We start from the raw sequence: 20,104 nt of genomic DNA, 5'->3' as shown, positions 1-20,104 counted from the left end.
CCTTTCCAGGGCTGATTCAGGCGTTGGCGAGAGCCGCTGTGTCTGCCGCAGCAGAAGCTGCTTCTTCTGTTGAGTCTTCCGCTGTTGCCTTCGCGATGCCAGTACCCGCTGCGGCGTGGGCTGCGGCGGCGACTGCTGCCGCGACGTCGGCGGCAACGTGGGGGTCGAAGACGCTGGGGATGATGTAGCTGGCGTTGAGCTCGTCGTCAGCAACCCGGTTGGCGATCGCTTCTGCGGCGGCCACCAGCATCTCCGGCGTGATGTCCGATGCCCCGGCGTCCAGCAGCCCGCGGAAGAAGCCCGGGAAGGCCAGGACGTTGTTGATCTGGTTGGGGAAGTCGCTGCGGCCGGTGGCGACGACGGCGGCATGCTTGGATGCCACTGTCGGGTCGATTTCCGGCGTCGGGTTGGCCATGGCGAAGACGATGGCTTTGTCCGCCATCGAGGCAACCTGCTCCTCGCCGATCACGTGGGGTGCGCTCACGCCGATGAAGACGTCGGCACCTTTGAGGGCCTCGTGCAGCGTGCCGTCAAAGCCTTCCGCGTTGGTGTTGGCCGCGATCCAGGTGCGGTGTTCGTCGTCGTACTTCTCACCCGAGTGGATGGCGCCGGAGCGGCCGGCGGCGACGATGTGCTGCGCGCCCTGGGCCTTGAGGAGTTGGATGATCGCGGAGCCGGCAGCGCCGACGCCGGAGACCACGATCTTGACCTCGGAAAGCTTCTTGCCCACGACGCGGAGGGCGTTGACCAGGGCGGCCAGCGTGACGATCGCAGTGCCGTGCTGGTCATCGTGGAACACCGGGATGTCCAGTTCCTCGCGGAGCCGGTTCTCGATCTCAAAGCAGCGCGGTGCGGCGATGTCCTCGAGGTTGACGCCGCCGTAGACCGGGGCGAGGGCCTTGACGATTTTGATGATTTCCTCGGTGTCCTGGGTGTCCAGGCAGACCGGCCAGGCATCAACATTGGCGAACTGCTTGAACAGCGCGGCCTTGCCCTCCATGACCGGAAGCGCGGCTGCGGGGCCGATGTTGCCGAGGCCCAGGACGGCAGAACCGTCGGTGACCACGGCGATCGTGTTCCGCTTGACCGTCAGGTTCCGGGCGGCGTCGGGGTTTTCGGCGATGGCAAGGCAGACGCGGGCGACGCCCGGGGTGTAGGCGCGGGAGAGGTCGTCACGGTTGCGCAGCGCCACTTTCGGCACCACTTCGAGCTTGCCGCCGAGGTGCATCAGGAAGGTCCGGTCCGAAACGTTGCGGACGGTGACGCCGTCGAGTGCGTTGAGCGCGTCCTTTACGCGGTCCGCGTGGTCCTGGTCGGTGGTGTTGCAGGTGACGTCAACAACCAGCGTCTCGTGGTGGGACTCGGTGACGTCCAGCGCGGTGATTGCCGCTCCGGCCGCACCGACAGCTGCCGCGAGCTCGCTGGTGGCCGTGAAGCTCGACGGTGCCTCCACACGCAGGGTGATTGAGTTTCCGGGGCTCGGGTTCGCCATTGAATGTCCTCCTGATTGGGCCCATCGCTACGCTGGGCTCTTCTGCTGACGGTTTTCGTATTATGGATATTATTATCTACTTTGTGGAAACACAAGCCCTCGACGGTTCCATCGACGCGGCGCCGGAGCGTGCTGTATCTTTGGCTGTCTAAGCAACTTTTTTCACGATGCGGATAAGAGTTGTCGTATTCGAGACAACAGGAGAGTGCTACATGGCTGAGAAGGCCTCCGGAGGCGTGCAGTCCGTTGAGCGCGTCTTTGAACTTTTGGAACTGATCACCGACGCCGGCGGCGACGTGACGCTCAGCGAGCTCTCCTCCTCCACGGACCTGCCCCTGCCGACGATCCACCGCCTGCTGCGGACGCTCGTGGCGCTGGGATACATCCGGCAGCTGCCCAACCGCCGCTACGCCCTGGGCCCGCGGCTGATCCGGCTCGGCGAAGGCGCCAACAAGCAGCTCGGTGCCCTGGCGCGGCCGCAGCTGAAGTCCCTCGTCGACCGGCTGGGGGAGACCTCCAACATGGCCGTGCTGGACTCGGACATGGTGATCTACGTGGCGCAGGTGCCGTCGCTGCACTCGATGCGCATGTTCACCGAGGTGGGCCGCCGCGCCCACACGCACGACACCGGAGTGGGCAAGGCCATCCTGGCGCAGCTGGACGACGACGTGGTGCGCGGCATCGTGACCCGCACCGGCATGCCTACGCCCACGGCCAAGAGCATCGGCGACTTCGATGCCCTGATCGCGGACCTGAACCGGATCCGGGAACGTGGGTACTCGATCGACGAGGAGGAGCAGGAGCTCGGCGTGCGCTGCTTCGCCATGGCCGTGCCCAACGCGCCCACGCCCACCGCCATCTCGGTCTCCGGGCCGGTCTCCCGCGTGGACCAGGCCTTCGCCGACCGCGCCGTGCCGCTCCTCCGTGAAGCAGCCCAGGCCATCTCGGACGAACTCAACCAAAACTAACCTCCCGCCGTCGTTCCTTCAACCGCGGATACCGGCGGTTGGAGCGCGAACGGACACTTGTGGCCCCGTTTCTCTGCAGAAACGGGGCCTTAAGTGTTCGTTCGCGCTTATTGGATGATCAGTGCTCGGATGCGGATGATGCCTGGATGGGGACTTCCTTGCCGTCGCAGTCGATCAGTTTCCCGCCTTCGAAGCGGTCGCCGTCGGCCAGGCACTGCAGCTCCTCCTCCTTGACGACGCGCCCGGTGCCCGCCACGAACACGGACTGGTTCTCCGAGTTACCAGCCTTGAGGTGGTTGAAGAGCAGGTTCAGCAGGATGGCCATGATCGCTGCGGAGCTGATGCCGGAGTGGAAGATGGTGCTGAACCAGGACGGGAACTGGTCGTAGAAGGCCGGCGCCGCGATCGGGATCATGCCGAAGCCGATGGACGCGGCCACGATGATCAGGTTCATGTTGTTGCGGTACTCCACCTTGGAGAGCGTCCGGATACCGCTGGCGGCAACCGTTCCAAAGAGTACGACGCCGGCACCGCCCAGGACGGGCGTCGGCACCGCCGCCACCACCCGGCCAAGGACCGGAAGGAGGCCGAGGATGACCAGGATGAGGCCGCCGGCGCTCACCACGAACCGGCTCTTCACGCCGGTGATGGCCACGAGCCCCACGTTCTGGGCAAAGGCGCTCTGGGTGAATGAGTTGAACAGCGGGGAGATGGCGCTGGAGAGCATGTCCGCCCGCAGCCCGTCGCCGATCCGCTTCGAATCGACCTTGGTGCCTACGATCTCGCCGACGGCGATGATGTCCGCGGAGGTTTCCGTGAGCGTCACCAGGATGACGATCAGCATGGAGATGATCGCTGCGATCTCGAACGTCGGCGGTCCGAAGGCGAACGGGGTGGGGAATGCGACGATCTCGCCCGTGCCCACCTTGGAGAAGTCCGCCATGCCGAAAGCGAAGGCGATCAGGGTCCCGAGAACCATCGCGAGGAGGATGGAGAGCCGGGAGATGGCGGCGTTGCCCACCTTGCTCAGCAGCAGGACGATTGCCATCGTGGCGGCGGCCAGGCCGATGTTGGCCATGCTGCCGTAATTGGGGGCCGCCTTGTTGCCGCCCATGGCCCAGTTGGCCGCCACCGGCATCAGGGTAAGGCCGATGGTGGTGATCACCGTGCCCGTGACAACAGGCGGGAAGAACTTGATGATCTTGGAGAACAGGGGAGTGATGAGCAGCCCGATCAGCGAAGCCGCGATCACCGAACCGAAGACGGCCTGGATGCCGCCGCCGCCGTGGACAATCGCCACCATCGTGGAGACGCCGGCGAAAGAGACGCCCTGGACGAGCGGGAGCTGGGAGCCGAAGAAGCGGATGCCGACGGTCTGGAGGATGGTGGCCAGGCCACCGACGAACAGGCAGGCTGCGATCAGCAGGCCGATGTCCTGGGATGACATGCCGGCCGCGGCGCCGATAATCAGGGGCGGGGCAATGATGCCGCCGTACATGGTGAGGACGTGCTGGAACCCGTAGGCGAAAGTGCTGCCGATCGAGAGGCGCTGATCTTCCGGGCGGGTTGCCGCTGGGCGGCTTTTCTTGGTGATGTTCATGGCAGACTTTCTTGGTTCATGGCAGACGCCTTCGTCTGGCTAACGATGTCTGGCTAACAATTTGAATCTTGTGGCGTGGAGCCCGGGCCCAGCTGGTGGGAATCGTGGCCCGGTGTATGGGCCGAAGCCTGGAGTTTTTGTCCACTTATTGGGGGGCTGAGGGGTGCTCAAGTCGCGATATCTGGACAAAAACTCGGAACCGGTGGGGGTGTGCCGGCGGGCCCGCGGACCTTGGTTTCCGCGGGCCCGCCGGCTGGGGTCTAGCAGAAGCCGGCGATGCCTGACCAGGCGGCGTCGGCTGCTTCGGCGTCGTCGCGCAGGACGGTGGCCTCGATGAGCCCGTACGGGCGATCGGCCGCGAAGAAGACCTCGTTGGGGTTGTCGAGCCCGAACGGCGAGAGATCCACCAGGAAGTGGTGCTTGTTGGGCATCGAGAACTTGATTTCCTCGATCTCGCTGTGGGCTTCCAGGACCTTGGTGCCCATGTCGAAGAGGGTCTGCTGCAGGGCGTGGGAGTAGTTCTCGGTGAAGCCTTCAAGCAGGAGGCTCTTGACGTCCTCGTAGCTCTTGTTGAAGTCCAGCGAGCTGAAATCCGTGCCGGCCTTGAAGCGCCAGCGGGCCGAGACGTCGGTGGCCAGGATGCGGTCGGTGGTCTCCGGCAGGGTGGTGTACTTGTCCTTGGGGTACCCGACGAAGCCGGACTGCGTGGACTTCAGGACGGTCAGGTCCTTGAGTCCGGAGATCAGGTGGGTGGCAGCCCCGTCCCGGACCAGGACGGCGGTGCGGACTTCCTGGCCCTTGCGGACGAAGGAGTGGTCGTGCGCGCTGCCATGTGCCTGGATGCGTTCCCACGCGTAGGACTCGGCTTCCCAGCGGCCGCCGGTGACCCAGTCGAAGCTGGAGGTGAAGTGCTCGCCGAGACGCAGCAGGAATGCCTCGGGGGAGCCGACCCCATCGCGGGCGAAGGCATAGATGGTGTTCTTCTGGGTGTCGGTGGCCACCACGTGGGCGTTGTCGCCCTCGAGGTGGGCGGCTTCGAAGTCACCGCGGAGCTGCGAGGTGACGTTCAGATCCTCGATCTCATGGCGGTCGGTGTCGCGGGTGATCTTGACGACGCGGACTTCGGCTTTGCCGTACTGGTTGTGGCCGAGGACGATCTTGTTGCTCATGGTCTGTTCCCAACTTCCGGTATGTGGAACGAAAGTCCCACATAGAAATTAAGTGCTTGTTTCCCACGCATTTCGTGTGGCGTCGACCCAAACAAAAAATGAGCCGACATCAGTTGATGCCAGCTCATTACGACCCTGCCTGCTGCTCCCAGGTTACGTGACGTGCGCCACGAATTGACTTCAAGCGTAGCGCAGCATGCCGGTGGTGTACATCACAAATTCAAAAAACCGAATGTGACCAGGTTGGGGCGGAGCGGCACGGCCGGGGTATTGACGCACCATGCAGTCCCTCCGTAAGATTTCACATATCAAAAACTAATTTCCGCTCTGCGAAAATATGGAGCGGGCAAGGCAAGAAACGAGGAGGAACAGATGGACTCGCAGGATCAGAACAACGTCGCGGAATTCCCGGCACCCGGCCAGGAGCTGTACCTGCCGTTCGGCGCCACGGATCCCGACTTCTACATCCCGGCCGACTGCGACCGGCGCTCCGGCAGCCTGTCGCGGTGGCTCCGGGCGCTTCCGGTCTTCGGCAGGCGGCCATAAGACGCAGCCAAAGACGCAGTATTCGCCGCGCGACGCGCAAATGGTCCGGCGACACCCGCATTCGGGTGTCGCCGGACCATTTCTGTGTCGCCGGTCCTTTTCTGCGTCCTCAGGCCGTCTGCGGAGAATCCGGGCGTCCCGGCCACTCCTTGCCGGCCCACGGGTCATAGTCGGCGATGAGCTCCTCCTGCGGCGGGCGCTCCGCCTCCGGGACATGCTGCAGGTTCACCCGCACCCTGTACCAGAGCGAGCTCGACCCGCGCATTCCATCAACCAGCACGTCGGCCGGGTGCAGGGCGGGGACCACGTCCGCGTGCAGGGACTTCCATTGGTCGAGTGCGGCGAGTGCTTCCGGCTTGGTTTTGGTGCGGGCCACCTCAATGAGCGGCATCACCGACTGCCGGCGGCCGGAGCCGTTACCCCCGCGCGGTGCCTTCTCGGCGGGTCCGAGCTCGGCAGCCAGGGCGAGAAGCCCGTCAAGCGTTCCGACGGCGTCGTCGATGCCGGTGTGTGCGTCACCCAGCTCGGCGAAGCGCTCCGGCACTGTGAGTACCGTGAACTGTTCCGGCCTGGCGGAGCGGACCTCGTCCCAGGTGAGCGGCGTCGAGACCCGGGCGTCGGGCAGTGGCCTGATCGAGTACGCCGATGCCACGGTGCGGTCCTTCGCGTTCTGGTTGAAGTCGACGAACACACTCTCGCCGCGCTCCTCCTTCCACCACCGCGCGGTGGCCAGGCCGGGAGCGCGGTTTTCGACCTCCCGGGCAAGGGTCTCCGCAGCGAGCCGAACGTCGCGGTAAGACCACTCCGGCGCGATGCGCACCAGAATGTGGAGGCCCCGCGATCCGCTCGTCTTCGGCCAGCCCACGAGCCCGACGTCGTCGAGTACCTCCCGCGCCACATACGCGACGTCAACGATCTGGGACCAGTCGACCCCAGGCATCGGATCCAGGTCCACCCGCAGCTCGTCCGGGTGCTCGAGGTCCTCGGCGCGGACCGGATGCGGGTTGAGGTCGAGGCAGCCAAGATTCACCACCCACGCCAGGCCCGCGGCATCGCGGATGACCGCTTCCTCCGCCGACGTCCCCGACGCGTAGTGCAGCGTCGTCGTGTCGATGAAATCGGGATGGTTGTCGGGCACGCGCTTCTGGAAGAACGCCTCCGCGTCGATGCCCTTCGGGAAGCGCTTGAGCACCATCGGCCGGCCGCCTGCGCCGCGCAGCGCACCGTCCGCGACGGCCAGGTAGTAGCGCACCAGGTCGAGCTTGGTCAGCCCGGGCTCAGGAAACACCACCTTGTCCGGGCTCGAGATGCGGACCTCGAAGCCGGCAATGTCCAGGATCTCGGCCGGCGTCTTCGACGGAGTCATGCCGCCACGCTAGCAGTTGGCAAACCTCATCGGAACGGCGGGGCGTCAGCCGTTCACCAGCCGCCGCGCCGCCGCCGAATGCTCCGCGATCAGGCCGGCCACGTCCAGTCCCGGAATTTGCCCATCGATCACGCGCCACTCGCCGCCCACCATCACGCGGTCGGCGCGGTCGGCGGCGCACAGCAGCAGGGCGGCAACCGGATCGTGGCTGCCGGAGAACCGCAGGTCGTCGAGCCGGAACAGGGCCAGGTCCGCTTGCATGCCGGGCGCCAGCTGGCCAAGGTCCGGCCGCCCCAGCACCGCCGCCGACCCGCGGGTGGCCCAGCCGAGCGCGCGCTCCACCGGCACGTGTGCGCCGTAGTGGAGCCGCTGCAGGTACAGCGCCTGCCGCGCCTCGAGGATCATGTTGGAGGCATCGTTCGACGCCGATCCGTCCACTCCCAGCCCCACGGGCACCCCCGCTTCCTCCAGCTCGAGCACCCGGGCGGTGCCGGACGCGAGGCGCATGTTCGACGTCGGACAGTGGGCGACGGCGGTTCCCGCCGCTCCCAGCCGGACAATTTCGGCGTCGCTGAAATGGATGCCGTGGCCCAGCCATGTCCTGTCGGTCAGCCAGCCCACACTGTCCAGGTAGTCCACGGTGCGCAGCCCGAACGTCTCGAGGCAGAACTGCTCCTCGTCGAGGGTCTCCGCGAGATGGGTGTGGAGCCGGACGTCATGCCGCTCCGCCAGCGCGGCGCTCTCCGCCATGATCTCCTTGGTGACGGAAAACGGGGAGCAGGGCGCCAGCGCAATCTGGATTACGGCACCGTCGCCGCGCTCGTGGTACTCCCGGATCAGCCGTTCGCTGTCCGCCAGCACTGTCTCCGGCGCCTGTACCGTCGACTGCGGCGGCAGCCCGCCGTCGTCCTCTCCCAAAGTCATGGAGCCCCGGGTCAGCGTGGCCCGCATGCCCAGACGCCGGACGGCACCGATTTCGACGTCGACCGCGTCCTCCATCCCTGCGGGGAAGAGGTAGTGGTGGTCGGCGGCGGTGGTGCAGCCGGAGAGCAGCAGTTCGGCGAGGGCCACGGTGGCTGCGAGTTCAAGGTCCCGCGGGGCGAGCCTGGCCCAGACCGGATAGAGGTTCTGCAGCCAGGGGAACAGGGGAGCGTTGGCTACGGGGCCCCAGGCGCGGGTGAGCGTTTGGTAGAAGTGGTGATGGGTGTTGATCAGGCCGGGGAGCACTACGTGGCTGCCGGCGTCGAAGGTCTGCTGGCAGGGGGCGGAGGGCGTCTGGCCGGCGGCAAGCACCTCCACAATTCTGCCGCCGCTGACCACCAGGCCGCCCGATGCGTCGAGGCTGTTGGCGGTGAAGGCCGCCAGCGGGTTCCGGATCCAGAGCCGGGATTCGGCGGCGGGGTGCGTTGATGGAAGGTTGAAGGGCTGGGTCATGAGGGTCCTTGTCTGAGCGTGCTGATACTTTCCAGCTCAGTGGTCCTGTCTGCTGATCCAGGGGACACGCTGCCCGACGGCGGCGAGTCGGCACCAGCGTAGGGCGGGCGCGGGAGGGCGGTCTATGGGCGCGGTTTGTGACAGCGCGGGAGGCGACCCCGCGGGAAGCAGTCAGACGTGAGCCGCCGGAAACATGCATTTCACATTGCGAAATTAAGTTTCCAGAAAACTATGGCGCGGACCACATTCCGGTGCTAATCTCGAGTTGCCAAAGGCGGGCACCCGGACATCGGGAAGCTATCTACCAGGCGCAACTTAACCTTCAAAAGCACATGCTGAAGCCTGGTAACCGTCGCACTTGGTCCTTTTCCGTTCCGCCCGCGGGGTACCGGCTTCCACAGCAAAGGGAGTCGCATCATGAGTACCACCGTCACGGCCGAGGCATTCCTGGCCAGGTCCATCCGGTTGGCAACCGCCAACGTCCTGAACAGCGGCGGCCCGTTCGGCGCCGTGATCGTCACCGCCGACGGTCAGGCGTTCGACGGCGTCAACCGGGTCACCGCCGACAACGATCCCACCGCCCACGCCGAGGTCACGGCCATCCGCCGCGCCTGCAGCGGGCTGGGCACCTTCGACCTCCGCGGGGCCACCCTCTACAGCAGCTGCGAGCCATGCCCCATGTGCCTCGCGTCGGCGCTCTGGGCCCGCATCGACCGCGTGGTCTTCGCCGCGGACCGGCACGACGCCGCCTCCGTGGGCTTCGACGACGCCGTCTTCTACGAGTACTTCGACAACGAGGACCGGCACGCCCTTATGCCGGTCTCCAAGCTCGAGCTGGGCCACCCTGAAGCCCCGGCCATCCTGGAACCGTTCAACACCTGGAACACGCTCGACTCCAGGATTGACTACTAGGGCCCGGTGGCTGACATGACAATCCTGGACAATACCGCTGAACAGCAGGCTGCGCTTCCGGGCACAGGGCAGACAGCGGCACCCGAAAAGAACCCGGCAACCGGCAAAACGCAGCGGGGCAACGGCTTCAAGCCCCCGGCGTCGAACTCGTTCCTTGACCGCTTCTTCCACATCACTCGGCGCGGTTCCACCGTGGCCCGCGAGGTGCGGGGCGGACTGGTCACCTTCTTCACGATGGCCTACATCGTCATCCTGAACCCGCTGATCCTCGGCGGCTTCAGTGCGGATAACGCCCCGACAGACGTCGCCGGCGGCTGGCTTTCCGCCGCGCAGGTGGGCGCGGTCACCGGGCTGACAGCCGGCGTCATGACCATCGCGTTCGGCCTGATCGCCAACCTGCCGTTCGGCCTGGCCGCGGGACTGGGCATCAACTCCTTCCTCGCGGTGGCGGTGATCCAGGAAGTCACCTGGGCCGAGGCCATGGGCCTGGTGGTCATCAACGGCATCCTGATCGTCCTGTTTGGTGTCACCGGCGCGCGGACCGCGATCTTCCGGGCCGTGCCCAAGGAACTGAAGGCCGCCATCACGGTGGGCATCGGCCTGTTCATCGCCTTCATCGGCTTCGTGGACTCGGGCTTCGTCAAGGCCACCACCGGCGGGCCGCCCGTCCAGCTCGGCGACAACGGCTCCATCACCTCCATCCCCACCATGGTGTTCATCGTGGGCCTGCTGGTCATGGGCATTCTCGTCGCACGGAAGGTCCAGGGCGGCCTGCTCATCGGCATCGTGGCCACCACAGTCCTCGCGGCCGTCGTTGAAGCGATCCTGCACATCGGCCCCGCCAGCGAAGCCAACCCCGGCGGCTGGCACCTGAACACGCCAGTGCTGTCGGGCCACCTTGTCTCCGCGCCGGACCTCGGCCTGGTGGGTCAGTTCGACCTGTTCGGCGCCTTCGGCCGGATCGGCGGCCTCGCCGCCACGATGCTGGTATTCACGCTCGTGTTCACCAACTTCTTCGACGCCATGGGCACCATGACCGGGCTCGCGAAGAGCGCAGGCGTGGCGCACAAGGACGGCACGTTCCCCCGGCTCAAGTCCGCCTTCATCGTCGAAGGCGTGGGCGCAGTCGTGGGCGGCGCCACGTCCGGGTCCTCGAACACCGTGTACATCGACTCCGCCGCGGGGATCGGCGAGGGCGCGCGCACCGGGCTGGCCTCGGTGGTCACCGGCGCACTGTTCCTGGGCTCCATGTTCCTCACCCCGCTCACCAGCGTGGTGCCGCTCGAGGTGGCGGCCGCTGCCCTGGTGGTGGTGGGCGCGATGATGATGGCGCAGATCCGCGAGATCAAGTTCACCAAGTTCGCGGTGGCACTGCCGGCCTTCCTGACGATCGTCACCATGCCGCTGAGCTACTCGATCGCCAACGGGATCGGCGTGGGCTTCGTGAGCTGGGCTGTGATCGGCGCGGCCTCCGGCAAGGCGAAGAAGATCCATCCCCTGATGTGGGTGGTCACCGTCGGCTTCGTGGTCTACTTCGCGCGGGGTCCGGTCAGCGCACTGCTCGGGGCATAGGGACGCGGAAAACGCCCCGCGACGCGCAAATGGCCGAAGGATACGGAAATCCGCGCATCCCCGGACCGTTTGCGCGTCGCTGGGCCGGACCGGCGTCGAACGCTTTCAACTACGAACGATAGGAACGAGAATGGGCACCATCGCACGGGAAGAGGGAGTGCTGCCATGCTGGATCTGATGCCTTCTCTGGCCGGCTGGCGCCCGGCGGCGTCCGGGGAACGGTGCGCCGTCGCCACCATCATCACCGCCAGCGGCTCCGTGCCGCGGCCGCCCGGGACCTCCATGCTGGTGTCCGAGTCAGGCGAAATCCTCGGCAGCCTCTCCGGCGGCTGTGTTGAGGGTGCCGTGGTTGCCTCTGCGCTGGAAGTGATGGCCGACGGCGGCACCCGCCTTGAGGCTTTTGGCTTCAGCCGCGAGGACGCGTTCGCCGTCGGGCTCACCTGCGGCGGTGAGCTGGAGGTCCATATCCAGCCCCTGGACGGCAGCGCCGCAGGGCTCGGAGCCCTCCAAAAGTTCGCGAGCGGCGACCCCGAACGGCCGCTGGCACTGATCCGGCGAATCGACGGTGTTTCCGGCAGGAGCATGTCTGTGGTTCCTGATCCGTGCACTTTTGGGATTGCGGGATCGGCCGAGCTCGCGGCACTGCTGGGACTGGACGCTCTGAATCTGGACACTGAGTCCCGGAAGGAAGTGCTCCTGGCGGCCGCCGCCCAGCTCGAACCGCTGCTGCGCGGCGGCAGGACGGGGCTGGTCCGGCTGGCGGCGCCGCAGGGCTGTGGCGGCGTTTCCTCCGGGACCGCCCACGGTGCGGAGGGTGGGAGGACCTCGCCCGAGCCCGTGACGTTGCTGGTGGAGAGCCGCCTGCCGCAGGCCCGGTTGCTGGTGTTTGGCGCCAACGACTTCGGCGCGGCGCTGGTGCCGGCCGCGAAGCTGCTCGGCTACCGCGTCACGCTGTGCGATGCCCGGCCGGCGTTCTCGGCACAGGAGCGCTTCGCAGCCGCGGACGAGGTGGCCACCGACTGGCCGCACCGGTACCTCGCCGCGGAAGCCGCGGCGGGGCGCATCGACTCCCGCACGGTGATCTGCGTCCTGACACACGACCCCAAGTTCGACATTCCCTTGCTGCGGGAAGCCTTGGAGCTTGATGTTGCCTTCGTCGGCGCCCTGGGCTCGCGCCGCAGCCACCGGCAGCGCATCGACGGGCTGCTCGAGGCAGGCGTGGCTCCGGAGCGGCTGGCCCGCCTGCATTCGCCGATCGGTCTGGATCTCGGCGCCGTCACACCGGCGGAAGTGGCCGTCTCCATCACCGCCGAGCTGATCGCGGCTCGCACCGGTGCCGCCGCCTGCACTCCGTTGCGGGACGGCAGCGGACGCATCCATTCAATTCCCGCATCCCAGGAGATCGCATGGACATGAACACCATCGAGGCGGTGGTCCGCACCACCGACCCCGCCGACTGGCGCGACGGCGACGCCTGGCTCGCGGGCGGCACCGTCCTCTTTTCCTACGGCAGCACGGCCTTCGGTCCCGAGCCGCTGCGGCGCCTGCTGGACCTCGGCTCCGCCGGCTGGTGGCCCATCACCGTGACGGCGGACGGCATTGAGCTCGCCGCCACCTGCACCGTTGCCGAACTGTACGCGCTCCCGGAAAAGCTGGCAGAAGAGGCCACGCGGGACTGGCCTGGCCTGGACCTCATCCGGCCCTGCTGCGACTCCTTCGTGGCGTCCTTCAAGGTCTGGAACATGTCCACCGTGGGCGGCAACCTGTGCACATCCCTGCCGGCCGGCCCCATGATCTCCCTGTGCGCCGGGCTGGACGGCACGGCCACGGTCCTCGGCCCGGGAGGCTCCCGCCGGGAACTGCCGGTGGCCGACTTCATCACCGGGGACGGGCAAAACGCACTGGCACCCGGCGAGCTGCTCCGCAGCGTCAGCCTGCCGGCGTCGGCCCTGTCCTCCAAGGTGGCGTTCCGCCGGCTCTCGCTGAGCAACCTCGGCAGGTCGGGAGTGCTGCTGATCGGAAGGCTCGACGGCGGCGGCCGGTTCACGCTCACCGTCACCGCCGCCACCAAACGTCCCGTGCAGCTCCGGTTTGCATCCCTGCCGGGCGCGGCGGAGCTGGCGGACGGACTTGGGGCCGCCATCCCGGCGGGCCAGTACCACGACGACATCCACGGGCTGCCGGAGTGGCGCCGCGACATGACGCACCGCCTGGCCGAGGAAATCCGGGCGGAACTGCGCACGCCGGCAGGAGCGCCGGCAGCAGTGTCCGGCGACTTCTGGCCGCCGCAGACATTGAAGACGAAGAGAGGGGCCTGAGCATGGCCATGGAAATCAACGGCGCGCCGGTACAGGCGCAGCCGCGGCCCGGCCAGTGCCTGCGCACGTTTCTCCGGGAGCAGGGCAACTTCGGCGTGAAGAAGGGCTGCGACGGCGGCGACTGCGGTGCCTGCACCGTGCACGTGGACGGCACCCCGGTGCACAGCTGCATCTATCCGGCCGTGCGCGCCGAAGGCCATGCCGTCACCACCATCGAAGGCCTCGCAGCCACGACCAAGGGAGCTGACCTGCACCCGGTGCAGCAGCAGTTCCTGGAGCGCCAGGGCTTCCAGTGCGGCTTCTGCACGGCGGGCATGGTGATGACGGCCGCCACGTTCGACGACGCGCAGAAGGAAAACCTGCCGCGCAACCTGAAGGGCAACCTGTGCCGCTGCACCGGTTACCGGGCCATCGCGGACGCCGTCTGCGGCCACGAAGGCCACCCGGCCCCGGAAGGCCCCGGGTCGGGAATTGCCGGCGAGGGGCAGCCCGCCCCGGTGCCCGGCCGGCTGGGCGACGACGTTCCGGCCCCGGCCAGCCGCGCAGTGGTCACGGGGCAGGCGCGCTACACGCTGGACGTCCCGGCCGAGGCGCTGCCCGGCCTGCTGCATATGAAACTCGTGCGCTCACCGCATGCGCACGCGCGCGTCGTGTCCATCGACACCGCGGCGGCCATGGAGGTGCCCGGAGTGGTAGCCGTCTTCACCGCCGAGGACGCCCCGGACCAGCTGTATTCCAGCGCCCAGCACGAGCTCTACACCGACGACCCCGACGACACCCGTCTGCTGGACACCGTGGTGAGGTTCCGCGGGCAGCGGGTGGCCGCCGTCGTCGCCGAATCGGTGGGGGCGGCGGAGGCGGGCGTCCGAGCCGTCCGCGTGGAATACCAGGAGCTCGAAGCGGTGTTCACCCCGCAGGACGCCATCGCGCCCGGCGCGCCTGCCCTGCACGGGGACAAGGATGCCGGCTCGGCACGGATCGCCCAGCCGGAGCGGAACATCGTGGCCGAGCTGCACTCCGAACTCGGCAGCGTCAGCGACGGCTTCGCGGCCGCCGACTTCATCCACGAGCAGACCTACCGCACCCAGCGCGTCCAGCACGTCGCGTTGGAAACCCATGCGTCCATCGCCTCGGTGGACGACGACGGCAGGCTGCAGGTGCGCACGTCCAGCCAGGTCCCGTTCCTGGTGCGCCGCACGCTCTGCCGCCTGTTCGGGCTGCCGGAGGACAAGGTCCACGTGGTGGCGGGCCGGGTGGGTGGCGGCTTCGGCGGAAAGCAGGAAGTGCTGACCGAGGACATCGCCGCGCTCGCCGCCCTGAAACTGCGGCGTCCCGTGCAGCTGGAGTTCACCCGGACCGAGCAGTTCACCGCCAGCACCACACGGCACCCGTTCACCATCAAGCTCAAGGCGGGCGCCAGCAGTGACGGCAGGCTCACGGGGCTGCAACTGGACGTCCTCACCAACACGGGCGCCTATGGCAACCACGCCCCCGGGGTCATGTTCCACGGCTGCGGCGAATCCCTGGCCGTCTACAAATGCGCGAACAAGAAGGTCGATGCGCTGGCCGTCTATACCAACACCGTGCCGTCCGGGGCGTTCCGGGGCTATGGGCTCAGCCAGATGATCTTCGCCATCGAATCGGCCGTCGACGAACTGGCCGCCGGCATTGGCATGGACCCGCTGGAGTTCCGCCGCCGCAATATGGTCCGCGAGGGCGACGACATGCTCTCCACCCATGCGGAACCGGAGGAGGACGTCCACTACGGCAGCTATGGGCTGGACCAGTGCACGCGCCTGGTGCAGGACGCGCTGGAACGCGGCCGCGAACGCTACCGGTCCGCCGGGCTGGATGACCTGGGACCGGACTGGGTCACGGGGGAGGGCACGGCTCTGTCCATGATCGACACCGTGCCGCCGCGGGGCCACTTCGCCCATTCCAAGCTCCGGCTCCTGGCCGACGGAACTTACGCCGCCGACGTCGGAACCGCCGAATTCGGCAACGGCACCACCACGGTGCATGCACAGCTGGCGGCGACGGCGCTGTCCACGGTCGCTTCGCGGGTCGCCGTCCGGCAGTCCGACACGGACCTGATCGAGCACGACACCGGCGCCTTCGGATCGGCCGGCACCGTGGTGGCCGGCAAGGCCACGCTGGCCGCGGCCGAGGAACTGGCCGTCCGGATCCGGGCGTTCGCCGCCGGCGTCCGGCAGATCCAGTCCTCCGGCTGCGTGCTCGACGGCGACGCCGTCGTCTGCGAGGGAATCCGGGTACCGCTCACTGAACTGTTCGCCGCCGCCCGGCAGGCCGGCGTCGAACTCGAGGCCGAGGGCCGCTGGGGCGGCACACCGCGTTCGGTGGCCTTCAACGTCCACGGCTTCCGCGTGGCCGTGAACACCGGGACCGGTGAGCTGCGGATCCTGCAGAGCGTGCAGGCTGCCGATGCCGGCGTCGTGGTGAATCCGCGGCAGTGCCGGGGCCAGATCGAGGGCGGGATTGCCCAGGCCCTGGGTGCCGCCCTGTACGAGGAGGTCCGCGTGGACGACGCCGGCCGGGTCACCACTGACATCCTGCGGCAGTACCACATCCCGTCCTTCGCCGACGTGCCGCGCAGTGAGGTGTACTTCGCCGATACCAACGACGCGATGGGACCTCTCGGGGCCAAGTCCATGAGCGAAAGCCCGTTCAACCCCGTGGCACCCGCGCTGGCCAACGCCATCCGGAATGCCACCGGCGTGCGGTTCGCCGAGCTGCCGATAGCCCGGGACAAGATCTACCTGGGGCTGAAGGAGGCGGGACTCGTTCCTGCTGACAGCGTTCCTGCCGGCGCGAGCGTTTTCGCTGGTCCAGGCAACGCACAGTCACTTTGCGCTCCATGAACCGCGACGGGCGCGCGAAGTGAGCCTGCGTGGGCTCGGCAACATATAGTCGGGGGATGGAACAGCGCATCTTAGGCAAGACCGGACGGAACGTTTCAGTCGTGGGACTGGGAACCTGGCAGCTCGGCGCGGACTGGGGCAACGTTGACCCCGCACAGGCGCAGGCCATCCTCGCGGCGTCTGCTGAGGCCGGCGTGACCTTCTTCGACACGGCGGACGTCTACGGGGACGGCCGCAGCGAACAGGCCATCGGAGCGTTCCTCGCCGACAACCCGGGCACAGGCATCACGGTGGCCACGAAGATGGGCCGCCGGCTGGAGCAGCGCCCGGAGAACTACAACCTCGCCAACTTCCGCGAGTGGGTGGACCGTTCGCGGCGCAACCTGCGGACTGAGGCCCTGGACCTGGTCCAGCTGCACTGCCCACCCACCGCGGTGTACAGCCGGGCGGAGGTTTACGACGCCCTGGACACCCTCGTCGCCGAAGGGGCCATTCGGAACTACGGCGTCAGCGTGGAACGGACCGACGAAGCCCTCGAAGCCCTTCGGCACGAAGGAACCGCGTCCGTGCAGATCATCCTGAACGCGTTCCGGCTTAAGCCGCTGGAGGAGGTGCTCCCCGCCGCGAAGGCCGCAGGCGTGGGCATCATCGCCCGGGTTCCGCTCGCCTCCGGCCTGCTGTCCGGGAAGTACACCAAGGAGACCGTCTTCGCCGCGGACGACCACCGCAACTACAACCGCGCCGGGGACGCCTTCGACGTCGGCGAAACCTTCTCCGGAGTGGACTTCGAGCTGGGGCTCAAGGCGGTGGCTGAGTTCGAACAGCTGGTGCCGGAGGGCTCGGGGACCGCGCAGGCCGCGATCGCGTGGGTCGCCGCGCAGGACGGCGTCACGTCCGTCATTCCCGGCGCCCGTTCCGTGGAGCAGGCCCGGGCCAACGCCGCCGCGGCCGCCACCGTGCTCAGCCCGGAGTTCGACGAAGGCGTGCGCTGGATCTACGACCACTACTTCCGCGAGGCCGTCCACCCCCGCTGGTGAGTCATGACCTCACCGCCGATTGAGGCCTTTGTTGACCGGCTCGCGGCCGTCGAAACGCCGCCGGGATGTACCAACTTCTTCGACCACTCGGTTCCAGGGAACGCCCTGCGCCGGCAAAATCTGGCGGCCTATCTGGGGGACATGCTGGACCGGGCACCGAAGGTGCTCCTGCTGGGGGAGGCACCAGGCTTCCGAGGCATGAGGATTACCGGTGTTCCGTTCACCAACCGCACCATGTTCCAGGGCCCTCCTAATTCCTTTGGGCTGTTCGGTTCCGGAAAGGGGTACGTGCTGCCGCCGGAGGCTGCCGGCGTCGCTGCCGAGCCGACGGCCACCGTGATGTGGGAGGTGCTGGCCGAGCTCGACTTCCTTCCTCTGCTGTGGAGTGCCTGCCCCTGGCATACGCATGTGCCGGGACAGCCGCTGTCCAACCGCACGCCAACACCCGCGGAAGCGGCGCTGGGAACCCCGTTCTGGCAGGCCCTGACGCGGATCTTTCCCATCGAAACCGTGCTGGCCGTGGGAAACATTGCCCACACCAGCCTCCGCCGCAGCGGCCTGGACGTGCCGAAAATCAGGCACCCGGCCCATGGCGGGAGGGCCCGCTTCAAGCAGGGACTCGAGGACCTTCTCGCGGCGGGAATGGTTCAGTGACTGCCGGCCGCACCGCCCTCGCCCGCCGCTGAACTAGCCCAGCTAGCTGAACTAGCCCAGCTAGCTGAACTAGCCGAGCAGGTGCAGCTGGTCCGGGGTGTCGAGGTCTTCGCCGCCGGACTGGTCGGAGCAGTCCACCAGGTCGATCAGCTCCGGGTGGGCCTGCAGGAAAAAACGGGCACCGGCGTCTCCGCCCGCAGACGCCGCGGCTTCCGCGCGCAGCGATGCGTCGAGCAGCAGCGGGTGGCCCCGCCGGAACTGGCCGGAAGCATCGGCGTACGCTGCGGCCGTCACCCGGCCCGGCCTATGCGCCCGCAGCAGCCGGGCGACGGTTTCGGCCGTCAGCCCCGGCTGGTCAACGAGGGCCACCAGCACATGGTCTTCCTGGCGCGCGCCGTCCAGCCCCGCCTGGAAGGAACTTCCCATTCCGCCGGCCCACGCCGGGTTCTCCACCACGGTGTGCCGGGCCAGGTCGGTCCGCCCGCGGACGTCCCCGGCACCCGCGCCGAGCACCACCACAACTTCCCGGCAGCCGCCGTCGAGCAGCACGTCGGCCAGGACCTCCACGAGGGTGCGGCCCCGGAACGGAAGCAGGGCTTTCGGGCCCCGGCCCAAGCGGGTGCCGGCGCCCGCTGACAGCAGCACACCGGTGGTGGACGGAAGGAAAGAAACCATGCTTACTACCCTAGGGCGCACAGGCTACCCGGTAGTAGGGGTGGTTTGCCCAGTGAATGGCGGCTAACGTCGGATATGTCGTGTTGGCAATTGGGGGTCGTAATGGCAGCTGCAACGGTGCAGTTGGCGGAAGGAGCATCTATGGCAGGCACATTCGTAATTGAGACGGCAGGCGCAGGGCAGTACCGGTTCAGGCTGACGGCTGATGACGGAACCGTGGTGGCGGTATCGCCCAGCTTTTCCAATATCAAGGCTGTCACTGCCGGAATCACGGCGGTCCGGGAGAGCGCAGCAACAGGCTTCGTCGTCGACCGCAGGCGTCCCTGACCTGACCCAAAGAAGCAGGACGGCGGCCCCCACCATCCGGTGAGGGCCGCCGTCGTTTTTTAATGTGTTGCCAGCCGGGTGGTTGAGCTTGCCGCAACCACCCGTAGAGTTTTTGTCCAGATATCGCGACTTCAGCGGCCTTTTGCGGCCATTATCTGGACAAAAACTCGGGTTTCGAGGGGTTCAACCGGCGGGCGGATGGTCAGGAGTCGCCGCCGGCTCCTCCTGTGGTTCCCGCCGTGACGTCCAGGAGTTTGTAGCGGTCCATGGCGTACGACGGCGCGCCCTCCTGCACCTCGCCCCTCGCCGCCAGCAGCTGGAGGGTTTTGACGACGACGGAGTGGATGTCGTTTTTGAAGAAGCGGCGGGCGGCGGCGCGGGTGTCGGAGAAGCCGAAGCCGTCGGCGCCGAGGGTGGCGAACTCGTTCGGGACGAACTGCCGAATCTGGTCCGGGACGGCCTTCATGTAGTCCGAGACAGCGACGACGGGTCCCTGGGCACCGGCGAGCTGCTTGGTGACGAAGGGCTGGCGCGCTTCCTTGCCGGGGTTGAGGAAGGCTTCCTCTTCGGCGGCGAGGCCGTCGCGGCGCAGTTCGTTCCAGGAGGTGACGGACCAGACGTCGGCGGAGACGCCCCAGTCTTCGGCGAGGATCCGCTGGGCTTCGAGGGCCCAGGGGACGGAGACGCCGGAGGCGAGGATCTGGCTCTTGGGGCCTTCGGTGGTGGAGGCCGCGAGCTTGTAGATGCCCTTGATGACGCCTTCGACGTCGAGGTTCTCCGGCTCCGCGGGCTGGACGATCGGCTCGTTGTAGACCGTGATGTAGTACATAACGTTCTTATCGGGTGCAGTTCCGGTTCCGTCTTCGCCGCTTGCGGCGACCCCGTACATGCGTTCGAGGCCGTCGCGGACGATGTGGCCCATTTCGTAGCCGTAGGCGGGGTCGTAGGTGACCACGGCGGGGTTGGTGGAGGCCAGCAGGGGGGAGTGTCCGTCGGCGTGCTGGAGGCCTTCGCCGGTGAGGGTGGTCCGTCCTGCGGTGGCGCCGATGATGAACCCGCGGGTCATCTGGTCGGCGGCGGCCCAGAAGGCGTCGCCGGTGCGCTGGAAGCCGAACATGGAGTAGAACACGTAGACCGGGACCAGGGGCACGCCGT

16 protein-coding genes and 1 pseudogene are annotated in these 20,104 nt (G+C 67.5%); 10 read left to right on the top strand and 7 right to left on the bottom strand.

Features of this window, described 5'->3' with window-relative positions; genetic code table 11:
- Positions 1 to 16 precede the first annotated feature (16 nt).
- On the bottom strand, positions 17 to 1,492 hold the full coding sequence (locus CXZ05_RS21305) for an NAD-dependent malic enzyme (protein WP_258006678.1): 1,476 nt from the start codon (positions 1,490 to 1,492) through the stop codon (positions 17 to 19).
- Positions 1,493 to 1,704: 212 nt separating this feature from the next.
- On the opposite strand from CXZ05_RS21305, the gene CXZ05_RS21300 reads away from it, so the two are divergent.
- The gene (locus CXZ05_RS21300; protein ID WP_102974457.1) at positions 1,705 to 2,460 is read left to right on the top strand and encodes an IclR family transcriptional regulator; all 756 of its coding nucleotides are present in this window, start codon (positions 1,705 to 1,707) and stop codon (positions 2,458 to 2,460) included.
- 118 nt (positions 2,461 to 2,578) lie between these two features.
- Here CXZ05_RS21300 and CXZ05_RS21295 read toward each other — a convergent pair whose 3' ends face one another.
- Together CXZ05_RS21295 and pucL are read right to left on the bottom strand one after the other, a co-directional pair.
- On the bottom strand, positions 2,579 to 4,060 hold the full coding sequence (locus CXZ05_RS21295) for a nucleobase:cation symporter-2 family protein (RefSeq protein WP_102974456.1): 1,482 nt from the start codon (positions 4,058 to 4,060) through the stop codon (positions 2,579 to 2,581).
- 260 nt (positions 4,061 to 4,320) lie between these two features.
- Complete coding sequence (pucL, locus tag CXZ05_RS21290; RefSeq protein ID WP_102974455.1) at positions 4,321 to 5,229, bottom strand: factor-independent urate hydroxylase; 909 nt, start codon at positions 5,227 to 5,229, stop codon at positions 4,321 to 4,323.
- Positions 5,230 to 5,601: 372 nt separating this feature from the next.
- On the opposite strand from pucL, the gene CXZ05_RS23230 reads away from it, so the two are divergent.
- On the top strand, positions 5,602 to 5,775 hold the full coding sequence (locus tag CXZ05_RS23230) for a hypothetical protein (RefSeq protein ID WP_172411654.1): 174 nt from the start codon (positions 5,602 to 5,604) through the stop codon (positions 5,773 to 5,775).
- Positions 5,776 to 5,884: 109 nt separating this feature from the next.
- On the opposite strand, the gene ligD is transcribed toward CXZ05_RS23230, so the two are convergent.
- Together ligD and CXZ05_RS21280 are read right to left on the bottom strand one after the other, a co-directional pair.
- Positions 5,885 to 7,141: a non-homologous end-joining DNA ligase gene (ligD, locus tag CXZ05_RS21285; protein WP_102974454.1), complete on the bottom strand. Its 1,257-nt coding sequence runs from the start codon at positions 7,139 to 7,141 to the stop codon at positions 5,885 to 5,887.
- Positions 7,142 to 7,186: 45 nt separating this feature from the next.
- Positions 7,187 to 8,575 carry an 8-oxoguanine deaminase gene (locus CXZ05_RS21280; protein WP_102974453.1) on the bottom strand — a complete coding sequence of 463 codons (1,389 nt, stop codon included), beginning with the start codon at positions 8,573 to 8,575 and terminating at the stop codon, positions 7,187 to 7,189.
- A 417-nt stretch (positions 8,576 to 8,992) separates the two neighbouring features.
- Here CXZ05_RS21280 and CXZ05_RS21275 point away from each other — a divergent pair, with 417 nt between their 5' ends.
- From CXZ05_RS21275 to CXZ05_RS21245, 7 genes are all read left to right on the top strand, one after another.
- Positions 8,993 to 9,487 carry a nucleoside deaminase gene (locus CXZ05_RS21275; protein ID WP_003806330.1) on the top strand — a complete coding sequence of 165 codons (495 nt, stop codon included), beginning with the start codon at positions 8,993 to 8,995 and terminating at the stop codon, positions 9,485 to 9,487.
- 15 nt (positions 9,488 to 9,502) lie between these two features.
- Positions 9,503 to 11,059 carry an NCS2 family permease gene (locus CXZ05_RS21270; RefSeq protein ID WP_180987489.1) on the top strand — a complete coding sequence of 519 codons (1,557 nt, stop codon included), beginning with the start codon at positions 9,503 to 9,505 and terminating at the stop codon, positions 11,057 to 11,059.
- A gap of 165 nt (positions 11,060 to 11,224) precedes the next feature.
- Positions 11,225 to 12,475 carry an XdhC family protein gene (locus tag CXZ05_RS21265; protein WP_102974451.1) on the top strand — a complete coding sequence of 417 codons (1,251 nt, stop codon included), beginning with the start codon at positions 11,225 to 11,227 and terminating at the stop codon, positions 12,473 to 12,475.
- Positions 12,466 to 13,377 (top strand): xanthine dehydrogenase family protein subunit M, encoded by a 912-nt coding sequence (locus tag CXZ05_RS21260; protein WP_102974450.1) that lies wholly within the window; start codon positions 12,466 to 12,468, stop codon positions 13,375 to 13,377. The genes CXZ05_RS21265 and CXZ05_RS21260 overlap by 10 nt, the downstream gene beginning before the upstream one ends.
- A 2-nt stretch (positions 13,378 to 13,379) precedes the next feature.
- Positions 13,380 to 16,256 carry a molybdopterin-dependent oxidoreductase gene (locus CXZ05_RS21255; RefSeq protein ID WP_102974449.1) on the top strand — a complete coding sequence of 959 codons (2,877 nt, stop codon included), beginning with the start codon at positions 13,380 to 13,382 and terminating at the stop codon, positions 16,254 to 16,256.
- A 56-nt stretch (positions 16,257 to 16,312) separates the two neighbouring features.
- Positions 16,313 to 17,293: an aldo/keto reductase gene (locus tag CXZ05_RS21250; RefSeq protein ID WP_102974448.1), complete on the top strand. Its 981-nt coding sequence runs from the start codon at positions 16,313 to 16,315 to the stop codon at positions 17,291 to 17,293.
- Positions 17,294 to 17,296: 3 nt separating this feature from the next.
- Positions 17,297 to 17,947: a uracil-DNA glycosylase gene (locus CXZ05_RS21245; RefSeq protein WP_102974447.1), complete on the top strand. Its 651-nt coding sequence runs from the start codon at positions 17,297 to 17,299 to the stop codon at positions 17,945 to 17,947.
- A gap of 69 nt (positions 17,948 to 18,016) precedes the next feature.
- On the opposite strand, the gene nboR is transcribed toward CXZ05_RS21245, so the two are convergent.
- The gene (gene nboR, locus CXZ05_RS21240; RefSeq protein ID WP_102974446.1) at positions 18,017 to 18,622 is read right to left on the bottom strand and encodes a nicotine blue oxidoreductase; all 606 of its coding nucleotides are present in this window, start codon (positions 18,620 to 18,622) and stop codon (positions 18,017 to 18,019) included.
- A 141-nt stretch (positions 18,623 to 18,763) separates the two neighbouring features.
- Between nboR and CXZ05_RS21235 the strand changes: the two genes are divergently transcribed.
- Positions 18,764 to 18,949: a YegP family protein gene (locus CXZ05_RS21235; RefSeq protein WP_102974445.1), complete on the top strand. Its 186-nt coding sequence runs from the start codon at positions 18,764 to 18,766 to the stop codon at positions 18,947 to 18,949.
- 202 nt (positions 18,950 to 19,151) lie between these two features.
- Here the strand turns inward: CXZ05_RS21235 and CXZ05_RS21230 are convergent.
- A pseudogene (locus CXZ05_RS21230) lies at positions 19,152 to 20,104 on the bottom strand (pyruvate dehydrogenase (acetyl-transferring), homodimeric type); the annotation flags it as partial.

This window comes from Arthrobacter sp. AFG20, from assembly GCF_002892795.1.
Taxonomy (GTDB): Bacteria; Actinomycetota; Actinomycetes; order Actinomycetales; family Micrococcaceae; genus Arthrobacter.
The sequence above is the reverse complement of the archived record's forward strand: the minus strand, read 5'-3'. Positions and strand labels throughout refer to the sequence as shown.